The organism is Planktothrix paucivesiculata PCC 9631 (genome assembly GCF_900009265.2).
Lineage (GTDB): Bacteria > Cyanobacteriota > Cyanobacteriia > Cyanobacteriales > Microcoleaceae > Planktothrix > Planktothrix paucivesiculata.
Map to the genome: position 1 here is coordinate 70965 of NZ_LR734992.1, position 13520 is coordinate 84484.

Here is a 13520-nt window from a genome sequence, read left to right on the forward strand (position 1 = left end):
TTCTAAGATTAAATATTTTCCGAGGAAAAAAGAGACGAAATTATCACCCGTTCAGGGATTAGGCGATCACAATTTTTTGCGACTGGGGGGGTACTTTACCCAGCCTTCCATGAAGCCTGGCAGATGTTATCTAATCATGGCAGTGACAGTTTTTACCAAAATTGATAAGCTAGTATAAATAGTTACTGATTAACAACTAAGGGATTTGCTCAATGAACGCAAAGTCGTTGTCGAAAATAGAGATTGCTGAGATTCGCTCTAAATTTGAAGATTCTTCTGAAATTATAGAGGAATATTCAGAGGCACTGTCTGCTATCGATGTGGTTGAAAGTTTTCAGGGAGACATAGTAGCTGCTGCTGAGGAGATTGCAGAGCAGATTGGCTTGGACACTGAATCACTCTTAGCTTGGCTGGATGAGAAATGTCGAGAACTTATTTTTGTAAACCCTTATGGTAAGTGCCTAGTGCCTTTTATTTTCCAATGGTCTGTAAAACAAGTTCTAGTACAGTTTCACATGGAAGATTCGTCAGCTGATTTGGTTTCAGGACTACTTGCGATTTGTGTTGCAGTAGAGTTGGATAAATACTCTAACCTCTATACTGCTGAGTCTTATGGTTTGGTTAAGCAAACTATCGAATAGTTTATTATAGAAGAATTAGTTTAGTAGAATCTCCTCCCCAACTCCCTCTCCGTTGCGAGGGAAGGGGTTAGGGGATTTGGGTATTTGTAAACTTTTTCACCGAGACAATCGAATTTAATTACAGATATTGTAGGGTGGATGAAAGAAAAAATGAAAGAAAAAATGATAGAACAATAGGGATAGTATATTATTGCATAACTTAGCTTATTCTATATCTAAAACGCTTGTTCAATAGCTCGATGCGCTAGTTCAATTTGTTCGACCGCATCAAGATAAGTTAAAGTGGCTGCATCCCAGGATAACCGTTTTTGCATTCGGTTTAAGATCATTTTTCCAAACTCATGGACAGTATCAAAGCGTTGCAATCTGAGAATTCGCTCTGCAACTTGGCAAAAATCTGGCTGGGGATTTTCAATCACTTCAACATCGGATAAAAGTAGCGATAAAATCTCGCTTCCCATATCAACCTTGACGGTGATTCCTACGGCCGTAATTCGACCCCAAAATCCATTCCATTTCCGTTGAGGAATTCTCTCTTTGGGTACTAAAGGAATTTTAATGATCACCCAAGTTCCAATGGCGGGAGTAAATTCTTGTTGAGTTGTTTTAATATCATCTGGTTCGTCTGTTAGGGATTGATTTTCTGCGGAAGTTGGAGATTGTGAATCGGGTTCTGCCTTCATATCAATGGGGTTAAAAATTGTCTGCGCTTTGAGCAAAATTTTAGCTTGTTTGGGCGTTTTTGCTGCACCTGTGGCGATCGCATCAAGAATCATTTTCCGTTTCTCCTCTGGTATCTTCGCCAACTGATACCCCGCATCAATACTTTGCTGATTCATCATCTCCAGCCAAACCTCTGCCAGTTTAGGTTCATCTATATGGAGGAGATCCGCCGCTTGAATCGCTACACGCCCTTTTCGGTAAGTCCGACCACAACCTAACCCAACAATCGCTGCCACAATATTCTCAGTCAATTGCATTTGTTTTCCATTCAAATTCAGATTAAACCTCGCCAATGGAAAATTTTCCATTGAAGGGTGTTGAGGGTTCTGGGATGAAACTGTAATTTCTGAGTCGGAAGTGCGTGGCGTAGTTTGAAAAGCGTAACAATTTCTGAGTTTGCGGGCGAGGGGTTCTACAATCATGCCTTCTCGAATTTTCTGCACCGTTGTCTGTTGTCGCTGACGGTTTTCTGCAATCAAGACAAATAGTTCCTCGTCCTCGCTTTCAAAGTGACAGACTTGAACCGGAGCTTTTTCCCACCCCAATGCAAGCAAGGTTCGCCAACGCCGATGACCGCTAATAATTGTCCCATCGGTTTTGATTAGTAGAGGACGAACATAACCTTTGAGGGCGATCGCCTCCATCAAGTCCGTCAGATTCTCGTTGCGACCGTAAATCGCCTCATTGCGAGGATGGGGTTTGAGGTGATTAAGCGGAACGTACTCAATCACATCAAAGCTTTTCAGCGATTGCGTTTGGCTTGTATTCATGATATCGCCCTGACGTTTATCTGGGGATTGAGCTTGCTGCCAGTATCTCCTTAAGATAGCATAATCATCATACGTTTCATAAAGATCATACTTTTAGGCAATATTAGGGTGAGCGTTACGGGTAGAGCCATGGCGCGTCTGTACAGGAAATGTCGCGAAAATGCCTCAGAAAGTGCAATATAGTAACAGAGGTGCGATTCGTTTAACCTAAAATAAGCTGAAAAGCTTATGGGACGGTTAACCCAGTTATAAAGACTGGAGATAACTGATTACATTTATGAGTGAGTTAGAAGTTCTGACAAGTCTCATCCCTCAAGTGCTGAGGTGAAAGCATAACCCCTAGTTTGAATGGGTAGCAACCATTAGGCTAAAGCGGGGTTAAAAGGTAGAACTACTAGAAGCCAAATCTGGTAACTATTGAGCAAGAAGTCCATGTGTAGCGCAAGCAAAGATGTGTCCGAACCATCGTTACTATAAATGGTGTAATGGCTAAATCAAGATAACCCGTTGAAAAATACGGTAAAAGACTGATTAGCACCAAGCCAAAAGGCAAGGATAGGGCATAAGCGGTTTTCTGTCCGACTTATAAGCACTTCCCAATAAACCCGGTGGATAGCATCACGCTAAAGACTTCAAACAAATGTGTAATCGGAACGAAGTAATCCCCATATATTTCTGGAGAGGTCGAAATCCAGTAAGTAGCTAACGAACGATATATGGGGAAGGGATGGTGTCAAAAGCGAATGCCCTTGGTAATGCAAGGGATATGCTGACAGACGCTCGGTAATTCCAAAGAAATAGAACAAGTAGCAATATATATGTCTAAAACGCTGAATAAAAATCAGACGGTGGAATGGAACGAAATCAATTGGCGTAAAGCTGAAAGATTGACGTTCAAGTTGCAAAAGCGCATATTTCGAGCGAGTGAACGAGGCGATGTTAAAGCAGTTCGTAAACTTCAAAAGACCCTGATTAATTCCTGGAGTGCTAAATGTATTGCGGTTCGTCGGGTAACACAAGATAACCAAGGTAAAAATACAGCCGGAGTGGACGGAATCAAAACACTGAATCCTAAACAACGTATGAACCTTGTAGGACGATTAAAGTTAACCAATAAGGTAAAACCAACTCGCAGAGTTAACATTCCCAAACCTGGTACAACCGAAACCCGTCCATTAGGGATACCCACAATTAACGACCGCGCATTACAAGCGTTAGTAAAACTAGCGTTAGAACCAGAATGGGAGGCTAAATTTGAGCCAAACAGTTATGGTTTCAGACCAGGACGTTCCTGCCACGATGCAATCGGAGCAATATTTGCCAATATCAAGCAAAAAGCCAAATACGTGCTAGATGCTGATATTACTAAATGCTTCGACCGCATAAACCACAAAGCGTTAATCTCCAAAATAAACACATACCCTACATTAAACCGCCTACTCAAAAGATGGCTCAAAGCAGGATATATGGACGGAAAAGAACTTTTTCCTACTAATGAGGGTACACCACAAGGCGGGGTAATTTCACCCTTACTTGCAAATATTGCCCTACATGGTATGGAAGAAAGAGTCATGCAATATGCAGAAACTCTAAAAGGGAAAAAATTGGCTAACCGTCAATCTCTTAGTTTAATCCGTTACTCTGACGACTTTGTAATAATCCATGAGGATTTAAAAGTTGTCAAGAAATGTCAAGAGATAATCGTTAAATGGTTAAGTGACATGGGATTGGAATTAAAACCAAGTAAGACAAAATTAACCCATACCTTCAATGAAATTGATGGAAATGTTGGGTTTGAGTTCCTAGGATTTCATATACAACAACACAAAGTAGGTAACTACTTAAGTGCCAAGAATCCCCATGGAAAAATACTGGGTTTTAAAACATTAATTACACCCTCAAAAGCCAAAATCAAGACTCATCTCGCAAAAATAGCCGGAGTAATAGATACCCATAAGAACGCCCCGCAAGCTGCTTTAATTAGTAAGCTGAATCCAATTATTAGGGGATGGTCAAACTATTACTCAACAGTGGTTAGCAAAGAAACCTTCTCAAAGGTTGACCATCTAACCTATGATAAGCTAAGAGCCTGGGCAAGAACGAGGGGAAAAGGGAACATCAACAAAGACAAATACTGGAGAACAGTAGATGACAGAAATTGGTGTTTCAGTACAGAAGATGGATTAAAACTACTTACCCATAGCAGTACGCCAATCGTCAGGCATACAAAGATTAAGGGTGAAGATAGTCCGTTTAATGGAGACTGGATTTACTGGAGCAAACGTAGAGGTGAATATCCTGAGACTCCTAACAGAGTTTCCAAATTAATCAAAAAACAAAAGGGTATTTGTCCTCACTGTGGTTTGTATTTCACAAGTACAGACATTGTAGAAGTTGACCATATTAAACCAAAATCATTAGGTGGAAAAGACACCTATGATAATTTACAACTTCTACACAAACATTGTCACGACACAAAAACGGCTCAAGATGGCTCCTTAACTAAAAACAAGGTTAATCCCTTAGAACAAGTTGAGAATTACGACATCAATCCGTTTTGAATCGTACCAATAACAAAAGTGGAAATATCAAGGAGCCGTGTGAGGCGAAAGTTTCATGCACGGTTCTGAAGGAGAGGTAGGAGTGGTAACGCTCCTATCGACTCTAACGATTCGCAAGGAGGATGCAATGGCAAGAAAACGAATTACCTTATCTTTAGATGAAGATTTGCTGGAACGAATCAAACAAGCGGCACAAAAAGATGACCGCAAAATCAGTAATGAGGTGGAGAGAATCTTGATCAAGCACTATCCCCCAGAGCATAATTTTGCTCAATCCGTTTCCAGTTGATGTTTTATCAATCAACTTTCAAGTTCTATTAAATTTGATATTAATAAAAAAATAATCCCAGAGTTTTGTTAGTTCTTAGCTAACAAAATCCTGAGATTGGTAAAGGGACTATTAATCATTCAAACGATTTAGCTGCTGTTTTAACAGGTTGGCTTGCAAAAAGTTGGGTAATTGCCAGAATAGAAGACAGCAGTAAGTTTCGTTTTCCCTGTTTTAAAGCTATTTCTAAATCCAGTAACAAAGATACAGCTTTTACTAAAGATTGCAAAGGAATCGTTTGTACCTCTTGTTTAAGAAAATAGACTCGTTTAAAATTAGCAATTTGGCAAATATTGGCAATTTCAGAATCAGATTTAACCCCCTTAACAATTATTGCTTTAACCCACAGCCAAGTTCTAAATTGGGTAATGAGAGTAGCGCAAATCGCAACAGGAAACGTTTCTTTTGTCAATAGTTCGTGGAGTAAATTAACCGCTTTTTGGGCATTATTTTCTCGAATTGCTTTAGCTAATTGGAGGCTATTTTGGGTGGTAGAAGGGATCAGAGAACGCACTTGTTTTAAACTCAGCTTTGCACCGTTACTGTAGAGAGCTAGAAGTTGCAGTTCAGATTCAATTCGGGCTGAATCATTGCCAATAGCATCAGCTAAATATTCTCTACTATTTTGATCCAATGATAAACCGATGCGAAGGCTTTGGGTACGGATATATTGGGCTATGAGATCAATTCGCCAAGGCGCAATCAAATTGAATTCAAACAGTTGACTTTGGGAGAGTAGAAATTTTGAGACTTTTAATCGTTTGTCAATGCTGGAAGCTACAAAAATCAAATCAGTTGATTGGGGAACTTTTGGGAGCAATTGAAAAATGTCCATCACCGATTCATCAAACTGTTTAAAGTTGCAGTCCTCCACAATTACTAATTTAGCTTTAACCGAACCAAAAGCCGGAGTTAAAGCGCAATAAATGGCTTCATCTACAGCAGAAGCATGAAAGCGATGATAGTTGAAACTAAGCCAAGCGGGGTTAAGGCTTTTTTTGAAAGTCAAGAGTTTTTTGGAAATTGCATACCGATCATCGCCGACTAACAAGCTAATCATTGATTTCCCTCCTGAATTAAGACTTGATAGTTAATTCCTGTTGCTGCCAAAAATAGTTTTTGTACCTTCCGAATATTGCGGTTAAATTTGTTAAGATATGGGGAAGGTACAGCTAAAGTGGCTTTCTGCTCGGTTAGTTCCGCAAGGAAAGCAACTGAGAGGAAAACTCGGTTCTTTTCAGATGCTTTTGACAGCACGGTTTCCCAAATAGTGTTTTTTAGATCAATAGGTTTTGAGGAGGAAACAGAGGTTGAATTTCGCTTATGAGTTTGATGATTACGGGGTTTATTTTTAGGAGATTTAGGAATTAATCCCAGTAAACAAACTTCTAGCCATAAACTCGGTTGCACACTTTTATTAAGCTGCCATTCTGAAGTGCTTAATTGTTCAAAACCTTGATAAATTGAAGATTGACTCCAAGTTTTTGCGATCGCCTTGAGTTTAGGATAAGAAACCCCACTGGTGAGTAAGGATGAACAGTCAGGGACGTTGGCGACTAGCAGCAAGTCTCGATAACAACTCAGCAAGGAGGTTAGCAGAGTCAGGGGTGTTTTTCCACTATCGAGGAGTTCACGAGACAGTTGTAGCAGCTTCAGGGTGTCTCCGGTGTTAATGGAGTGCAGTATTGTTACCAAGTCGGACTCTGAAACACGACCCGATAGCGCTAGAACTTGAGAATGGGTAATTTCTTCTCCCAACAAGCTTAACTGACCCAGTAATTGCAAGGCGTCTCGCAGTCCACCCCCACAGGCGCGAGCGATCGCAATTTTACCCGATGAGGTAATAGAAATAGCTTCTTTTTCAGCAATCATGGTTAAATGCTGAACTATAGCAGCAACAGAAAGCGGCTGAAACCGAAACACTTGACATCGGCTGACAATAGTAGGTAGCACTTTATGTGCTTCTGTTGTGCAGAGAATGAAGACAACATGAGCGGGTGGTTCTTCAAGACACTTGAGAAGGGTGTTAAAAGCTTGGGAACTGAGACAATGAACTTCGTCTAAGACAAAAATTCGGTAACGACCGATAGCGGGAGCAAAGTGGACTCGTTCAGTCAAATTGCGAGCGTCTTCAACCCCGTTATGGGAAGCTGCATCAATTTCCATGACATCTAAACTGCCTCCTTTTTCGATAGAACGACAGGACTGACATTGACCGCAAGGAGTAACAGTGGGTTGGTCGGTAGCGGTGCAATTTAAGGACTTCGCTAAAATTCGGGCTGTTGAAGTTTTTCCAGTCCCTCGTTCTCCTGTAAACAAATAAGCAGGAGCAATTTTGTTCGCTTGAATGGCGTTAGAAAGAGTTCTTTGAATGTACTCCTGTCCGGTTAATTGGGATAGAGTACGGGGACGATATTTCTGAGGAAATGGAGTGTACATAATGACAAGAAAAGTTAAGATTTGACAACAGGCATTAACAAGTATTGGCTATCGATTAAAAGATGGGGTTGTTCTCGATTACCAAAGGGTTTTAAGATAGCCGGATGAGCACTATCAATGAGGTGAATTAAAATTTCAGAACTAGCGATCGCTTTAATCCCTTCCAACAAATACTTAATATTGAAAGAAATAGACAAAGAATGACTAAAGTTGATAATTGCCATCATTTCTTCTCTTCCATTTCCAAACTCCCTTAATAAGGATAAGGAAACTTGCTGGTTTTCAGGGCTAAAGTCAATATTGATAATTTTTTCCTTTTTATCCGCCAAGACTGAGAGCCGTTCCAGTGCTTTTACAAAAGGCAACTTTTCCAGGTAAACTTGATGTTTGAAGTCGTGGTTTAATAGCTCTTGGTAGGCGGGATATTCCCCTTTTAAACAACGAGTGATTAGTCGCTGCACGCCCCAAGAAAATTCTACATAACCCGTGGTCAGATTATAAGAGAGTTGTACAGATTCAGCAGAAGTCCGACTCGCTAAAATCCGCTCTAGTTCTAATAGAGATTTAGCGGGAAGGGTAAATTGCAAAGGTTCTGTATTCTCGGCTTCTTTCTTTTTCTTGAACCCTTGGATGGAGGTTTCCACCACCGCTAACCGATGACCGTCCGTTGCAGCTAATTCTAAGGTATTAGAGTTAATTTTTAGATGCACTCCAGTTAAGATCTGCTTCGTTTCATCGGTCGCTGTTGCAAATAATGCTCCTTTAATACCACTTTTTAGAGCTTCCGCAGCAATAGCCAGATTTTGGCAAGAATTGACTTCAGGAATTGAGGGGAATTCATCACTTGATAACCCTCGAACTTGGTAGCGTCCACTGGCGGAAACTAAAGTTAAAATCGGATTTTGTTCGGGTTTAGTTGTATTTAAAGGGTGATCCTGGTTATTTTCAGCGTTCAAGGAGATTGAGTTACTTAATTGGAGATCACCCGAAGAAAATTTGCGAACAATTTCACTTAGTAGTTCGGCGGGAATTGTCGTTTCTCCTGGAGTGTTAACCTTAGCTTCAAAGGAAGTTTGAATGGCTAAACTCAGATTAAATACGCTTAAGTAAACACGCTGAGTTTTAGAGCAAGCTGCTAACAGAACATTACCTAATATGGGATGGGTTGGTTTAGCAGGAACAGCATGGCTAACCAGTTCGAGGTGAGTCGCTAAATCATTTTGTGTGCAAAGCAGTTGCAGAGTAGCATCTGAAGTTGAGGAAGATGGGGAAGTTTTAGAGGTGTTAACAACTTGGCTTTTTTCTTCTGTTAAAATTTTGGAGGTTTTAGAAGGAACAGTTTGAAGGTCAGAGGATTTGGTCTTTTTAATTCGGCTTTGAGTTGCCGAACGTCGGGTTTTAGTTGGCATTTTTCCCATTAATATATAGATCAAAACCTAGCAGCGATAGCTGCTTACAAACTGAGGCATTATTATTATTTTTTATAACCCTGCTTGTTGTAAAGCTAACTCTAAAAGAGATTGGACTTGGAGAATTTCTGCCCATTGATTAAGATAGTTGAAGTCCAGACGTTCTCCTTGCACTTTTAAAACTCCCAAGACATCTCTCCACTGTTTTTGAGATTCTGTAGCAGACAGTAAATACCAATATAACTTTTGTAGAATTATATCTTCGGCTGAATAAATATAAATACCTTTTTCAGATTCATCAATTTTATAAAGTTGGCGACGATTCATTTTAGAACGAGAAAAAGCATCATCTCCAATCACAAAAATATCTATTTTTTCCAATGAGGTTAAATGAATAACATTAAAAGAGCGTTTTTCAGTCACTGCTTCGATAACCGCCGATTCACTAATATAAAACTCCCGTTCCATTGCTTGAATGAGTTGCTGTGCTTTTGACAGCGAAATGCTGATGACTAAATCTATATCTTGAGTTGAACGACTTTCTCCTAACAGGGAACTGGCTACAGACCCACCCACTAAATAGGGAATATTTAAAGTCTCAAATAGGATTGCCATTCGACTAGCGATTTCTAAAGGATCTTCAATCATAAATTTTTCTTCAAATTCTGTTATTTTTAATTTTAAAACGGTTAGCCATTCTGAACCTAAATGCCTTCTGATGAATTCTTGATAAATCTTGGATGAAGAAGCATTAGGATAATGATTTTTAATGGCTATTATCGTTAGTTTGCGAGTAGCTTGATTGAAGTGTCGAAATCTTTGGGTTTTCTGTTGGGGTGTCAGTTGTCGAAGTAGTTGAAACATCAGCACATCTGCATCAATGCTAGTGTCTTCTGACTGAGAACGGTATCCAAGTGTAACTGCCGAGGTGGGAATTTGTGGCATTAGTTATCTGGGTTAGAGTTAAATTTAATAGACCATTGCAGGAGGAGGAAACGTTATTGATTCAGAAACATTTTAGAATATAGTTCATTGAGTTTGAGCTAGATTTGAGAAGAAAAAAGCGCAAGTCGTCTATGCCTAGCAATTCCTCACCTTCATTCATAACAGAGCCAGAAAACAGTCTGCGGGAGAAACTGATCCGCTCAATCTGGCTGCACAGGGACAAATACTGTTATTTATTTGAAGTCGATGGCTCTTATCGATTGTTAAGCACAGATCGCCGAGGTCAGTACACCATCTTACCCGATGGTCGCTCGGTTTTGCTGGCTTGGATAACTGATCCCTTCACTGAAACCCTTCTTGTACAAGAAGATGGGAGTTTGTTCATGAGTGGGAGTCAGTTTGTAGAAATGGGGACACGCTCCAAAGTACCTTCACAAACCGCCAATCCCCTACCGCAGCCTGATGCGATGATTCCTAGCTTAATCCCAGAAAAACCATCGCAATCGGATCTCATTCCCTACTGGCTACCAGAAGATTTCCCCATCTTTATGGATAATCAGGGTATATTTGGCACTTCAAGGGGTGAGGGGCAGGGAGTTGAGCCGCGAATTTTACCGACCGTCAATCAGTACAAGGGTGCAGACGGTGGATATGTGGCGTTTTATTCGCGAGATCCGGCCAAGGCTGTGTATTCAGTCGGGGGAGGAATTTATGTGGTGGGACAAATTCGGCTTAAGGGTAGATATATCGGCAGAATTTTTCACCCCGAAGGCTACTTAAATCAAGACATCAGTGCGATACCCGAATTCAAAGCGTTATGTCGTAAGACGTTTGGCGTTGAAGGATGGGCTGGAGGGGACACCGGAGGCTGGTTTGGTAAGTTTGATTCTAGCCCCGAAACACTAGAAACAATCTTGAGATCGTCTAACTCAAAGATTGACACAGCACCAGTTGTGCATCGACCCTGGAAGTGGGTGGTTACGGTCGGGGCTGACTCTATCCTCGCTTTTATTGGAGTTTTATTGCCTTGGATGGTGGGTTTGATAATATTGCTGAGTCCAAGCCTTTTGATTCTCTGGGGTGCTTTTGCGCGATTTGGGTTGACTTGGAGGCTACTGTTGATTCCGGTCGGTGGCATCGTTGGATTTGTGCTGATGGCGATCGCTGCGATGTATTTGTGCAACTACAACTTCGAGCTTCATGAGCGTCAAACAGGCCCATCTGAAGCGGGATCGTTGGGAGGGTTAGGTCAAGCAATCATGGCATTGATTGCAATGGCTTTATTGGGTTGGATTGGTTCAGGACTGGGTGCTTGGTTGGTTGCAAACTATTGGGTAGTTGACTTCTAATTAGTGAATAATGAAAACTCGATTTTTAGCTCGGCTACAACTGACATAATAAAGTTGGTTACACGCTAAGACACTGTTGCGATAGTCCCTCATAAATTCAAGTTTTTGCTTAGGAAGATGTTGAGCTAAATACAAAAACTTAGTAGCAACTTTTTTGGAGATGTCATTGCTATCAATTCCAACTTCTCGGAAAGTAGAGCCTTGAGCGTTATGGACAGTTAAAGCCCAACAATTTCGCAGATCCGCAAAGATTTCACAATGATTATACCAAGATTTCCAAAGGCTAGGATTAGTTTTAGCGTTTCGTAATAATTTGATATTATCTTTGTGAAAATTTTGAGCATCATCTTCATGAAGAAGATAGATTTGACGCAAATCTTCGGAAGCATAAAAACTCCCATTATTCTCGATTTTAACCTTCAGTTTCCAGGCTTTATAACCCGAATAGCGATCTTCTACCACTTCCATCACTTCTACTTCTGTTGAGGTAGAAAGAATAACGGTTTTTTTGTCAGGAGCAATCACAGGAGCTTTACTAATGAGTCTTTCTCCCACCACAAATCTAGGTGCATTTTTTCCGTAGAGTTTGGCTCGAATTTTATGGTTCCAGTAAGCAACTCGTTTATTAGTGTAACAAAGAATTCGGAAGCAATCTGGATCTGAAGGAAAGGTTGCAGAGAATTTCTTCAGTGCGTATTTGAGAAACCTTTCTTCTCGAACCATAAAGGCTCCATTTTTGCGCTCTAAGTCAAATTTGGAGAAGGGTTGGAAAACGGTTTTGCTTTTAACAGCAGTTCGACAAGCGGTTACAAATTCTAGGAGAGGACTATCTTTTCCTTGGCGAACAACTTCGGTTAAAACAACTTTATTTTCTACGTTAAAAGATGGTGATCTTCGTTCATGGTTATCCTCGTTAACTGGGGATAATTGAGCGGGATCTCCCATAACGATGAGTTGGCGATTTTTACCAATAAGTAAAGTATTCTGGATTCGGTGTTGAATAATATTCCACAATTCGGTTGTCACCATACTGCATTCATCCAGAAAAATTGTATCGTATAAATGCAGTAATGAAGGTAAAACTTGTTTGAGGATTTTATGTTGTCCTTGTTTAACAGGAGCTAATCCTAAGAGTTGATGAATGGTCATAAAATCTACTCCTCTAACTTTTTTCTCAGTTGCCATGCGTTGCAAAACTCCCACAGCTTTATTGGTAGGAGCGGTAAATGCAACTCGTTTTCCTGTATTGACAAGCTGTTGAGCAATTAAATTAATAATCGTTGATTTTCCTGTGCCTGCATATCCAAATAATCCAAAGATTTGTTGAGGACTGTTGAGAAATTGCTCAATTTGTTTTAAAGCTTGATCTTGTTGAGAGGTGAGTTGAAAAGATGGTTGAACCCAATTTTGTGTCATAACGGTTAGGTTTTTGTTGACTACTAATTGGGTTCAGCGTTAGCTGTGAAATACTCTATCGCAATTCCCAATGAGTTATGCCAATTCTTTGGTTGGGGCATTTTGCGATCACCATTCATTCAATTGAGGCAGTCCGAAGCGGCTATTTGGCTTTGATTTAAGATATAACTAGACTAGACCAGTCGTACAATTCTGTCGGGAGATTAACCCATGAATAAAATTACCCTAGAAGAAATTACTCAAGATTTGATCAACTATCTTCAACGGGCTAAAGCTGGAGAAAGTTTTGTGATTTTTCAAGCAGACCAACCGATTGCTAAAATTATTTCGGCTAAATCTGAGGGTGTTTTAGAGGCTTTCGATGGCTTTCGCTCCAAAATCGTTTCAGAAGGAATTGATTTGGATAGTGATGAAATCTTTGCTGATGTTCGGGACTGCACCCCGACTCCCGAAAAACCTTGCTGGTGATGAGCGTGAAATTTCTCCTGGATACTAACATCATTTCCGAAAGTATCAAACTACAGCCTAATGATATTTTTCTGGAACATTTTCGACAGAATCTTGAAGAATCGGCGATCGCATCGGTGACATGGCATGAACTTCTTTATGGGTTATATCGATTGCCGGAGTCTCGGCGAAAAAAGAATTTATCTGATTACTTAACCCAGGTGATCCAAGAAAAAATGATCATCTTGCCGTACTGTCATGCTGCCGCCGGATGGTTTGCGGTGGAACGGGCTAGACTGACTGCTTTGGGTCGAATGCCGTCATACCCGGATGGGCAGATCGCAGCGATCGCTAAAGTCAATCATTTGATTCTGGTGACTCGTAATGTTTCAGACTTTGCGGACTTTGAAGGACTGACCATAGAAAACTGGTTTGTTTAGAGAGAATAAGAAGAATTTACCCATTTGTTACAATCAGTAATTGTAGCTCTAT

12 protein-coding genes are annotated in these 13520 nt (G+C 40.5%); 6 read left to right on the forward strand and 6 right to left on the reverse strand.

What is annotated here, in order from left to right:
* Positions 1-212 precede the first annotated feature (212 nt).
* Positions 213-641 carry a hypothetical protein gene (locus PL9631_RS02900; RefSeq protein ID WP_083616782.1) on the forward strand — a complete coding sequence of 143 codons (429 nt, stop codon included), beginning with the start codon at positions 213-215 and terminating at the stop codon, positions 639-641.
* Between the two features lie 215 nt (positions 642-856).
* On the opposite strand, the gene PL9631_RS02905 is transcribed toward PL9631_RS02900, so the two are convergent.
* Positions 857-2134: a ParB/RepB/Spo0J family partition protein gene (locus PL9631_RS02905; protein WP_083616784.1), complete on the reverse strand. Its 1278-nt coding sequence runs from the start codon at positions 2132-2134 to the stop codon at positions 857-859.
* A gap of 818 nt (positions 2135-2952) precedes the next feature.
* Between PL9631_RS02905 and ltrA the strand changes: the two genes are divergently transcribed.
* Positions 2953-4695 carry a group II intron reverse transcriptase/maturase gene (gene ltrA, locus PL9631_RS02910; RefSeq protein ID WP_083616786.1) on the forward strand — a complete coding sequence of 581 codons (1743 nt, stop codon included), beginning with the start codon at positions 2953-2955 and terminating at the stop codon, positions 4693-4695.
* A gap of 55 nt (positions 4696-4750) precedes the next feature.
* The gene (locus tag PL9631_RS02915; RefSeq protein ID WP_156090429.1) at positions 4751-4984 is read left to right on the forward strand and encodes a DUF6364 family protein; all 234 of its coding nucleotides are present in this window, start codon (positions 4751-4753) and stop codon (positions 4982-4984) included.
* Positions 4985-5099: 115 nt separating this feature from the next.
* Here PL9631_RS02915 and holA read toward each other — a convergent pair whose 3' ends face one another.
* The 4 genes from holA to PL9631_RS02935 form a co-directional block, all read right to left on the reverse strand.
* Entirely contained in the window at positions 5100-6083 is a 984-nt protein-coding gene (holA, locus tag PL9631_RS02920; protein ID WP_083616787.1) for a DNA polymerase III subunit delta, read from the reverse strand.
* A complete protein-coding gene (gene dnaX / locus PL9631_RS02925; RefSeq protein ID WP_083616789.1) occupies positions 6080-7462 on the reverse strand; it encodes a DNA polymerase III subunit gamma/tau in 1383 nt (460 codons plus the stop codon). Before dnaX ends, holA begins: the two co-directional genes overlap by 4 nt.
* Before the next feature lie 14 nt (positions 7463-7476).
* Positions 7477-8871, reverse strand: coding sequence for a DNA polymerase III subunit beta (gene dnaN, locus PL9631_RS02930; RefSeq protein ID WP_083616961.1), 1395 nt, complete (start codon positions 8869-8871; stop codon positions 7477-7479).
* Between the two features lie 72 nt (positions 8872-8943).
* Positions 8944-9816, reverse strand: a complete 873-nt coding sequence (locus tag PL9631_RS02935) for a hypothetical protein (RefSeq protein ID WP_083616792.1) — start codon at positions 9814-9816, stop codon at positions 8944-8946.
* A 131-nt stretch (positions 9817-9947) separates the two neighbouring features.
* On the opposite strand from PL9631_RS02935, the gene PL9631_RS25995 reads away from it, so the two are divergent.
* Complete coding sequence (locus PL9631_RS25995) at positions 9948-11165, forward strand: hypothetical protein (RefSeq protein ID WP_197046247.1); 1218 nt, start codon at positions 9948-9950, stop codon at positions 11163-11165.
* On the opposite strand, the gene PL9631_RS02945 is transcribed toward PL9631_RS25995, so the two are convergent.
* A complete protein-coding gene (locus tag PL9631_RS02945; protein ID WP_083616794.1) occupies positions 11166-12581 on the reverse strand; it encodes an ATP-dependent DNA helicase in 1416 nt (471 codons plus the stop codon).
* Positions 12582-12791: 210 nt separating this feature from the next.
* On the opposite strand from PL9631_RS02945, the gene PL9631_RS02950 reads away from it, so the two are divergent.
* Together PL9631_RS02950 and PL9631_RS02955 are read left to right on the forward strand one after the other, a co-directional pair.
* On the forward strand, positions 12792-13049 hold the full coding sequence (locus tag PL9631_RS02950) for a type II toxin-antitoxin system Phd/YefM family antitoxin (protein WP_083616796.1): 258 nt from the start codon (positions 12792-12794) through the stop codon (positions 13047-13049).
* Positions 13049-13468, forward strand: coding sequence for a type II toxin-antitoxin system VapC family toxin (locus PL9631_RS02955; protein WP_079679989.1), 420 nt, complete (start codon positions 13049-13051; stop codon positions 13466-13468). The genes PL9631_RS02950 and PL9631_RS02955 overlap by 1 nt, the downstream gene beginning before the upstream one ends.
* The last annotated feature ends 52 nt before the right edge of the window (positions 13469-13520 follow it).

Excerpts from the sequence above, each read along its gene's own strand:
- PL9631_RS25995 (WP_197046247.1), top strand. The coding sequence starts at position 9,948 with ATGCCTAGCAATTCCTCACCTTCATTCATAACAGAGCCAGAAAACAGT.
- PL9631_RS02935 (WP_083616792.1), bottom strand. The coding sequence starts at position 9,816 with ATGCCACAAATTCCCACCTCGGCAGTTACACTTGGATACCGTTCTCAG.
- PL9631_RS02955 (WP_079679989.1), top strand. The coding sequence starts at position 13,049 with ATGAGCGTGAAATTTCTCCTGGATACTAACATCATTTCCGAAAGTATC.
- PL9631_RS02915 (WP_156090429.1), top strand. The coding sequence starts at position 4,751 with ATGCACGGTTCTGAAGGAGAGGTAGGAGTGGTAACGCTCCTATCGACT.
- PL9631_RS02900 (WP_083616782.1), top strand. The coding sequence starts at position 213 with ATGAACGCAAAGTCGTTGTCGAAAATAGAGATTGCTGAGATTCGCTCT.
- holA (WP_083616787.1), bottom strand. The coding sequence starts at position 6,083 with ATGATTAGCTTGTTAGTCGGCGATGATCGGTATGCAATTTCCAAAAAA.
- PL9631_RS02950 (WP_083616796.1), top strand. The coding sequence starts at position 12,792 with ATGAATAAAATTACCCTAGAAGAAATTACTCAAGATTTGATCAACTAT.
- dnaN (WP_083616961.1), bottom strand. The coding sequence starts at position 8,871 with ATGCCAACTAAAACCCGACGTTCGGCAACTCAAAGCCGAATTAAAAAG.
- ltrA (WP_083616786.1), top strand. The coding sequence starts at position 2,953 with ATGTCTAAAACGCTGAATAAAAATCAGACGGTGGAATGGAACGAAATC.
- dnaX (WP_083616789.1), bottom strand. The coding sequence starts at position 7,462 with ATGTACACTCCATTTCCTCAGAAATATCGTCCCCGTACTCTATCCCAA.
- PL9631_RS02945 (WP_083616794.1), bottom strand. The coding sequence starts at position 12,581 with ATGACACAAAATTGGGTTCAACCATCTTTTCAACTCACCTCTCAACAA.
- PL9631_RS02905 (WP_083616784.1), bottom strand. The coding sequence starts at position 2,134 with ATGAATACAAGCCAAACGCAATCGCTGAAAAGCTTTGATGTGATTGAG.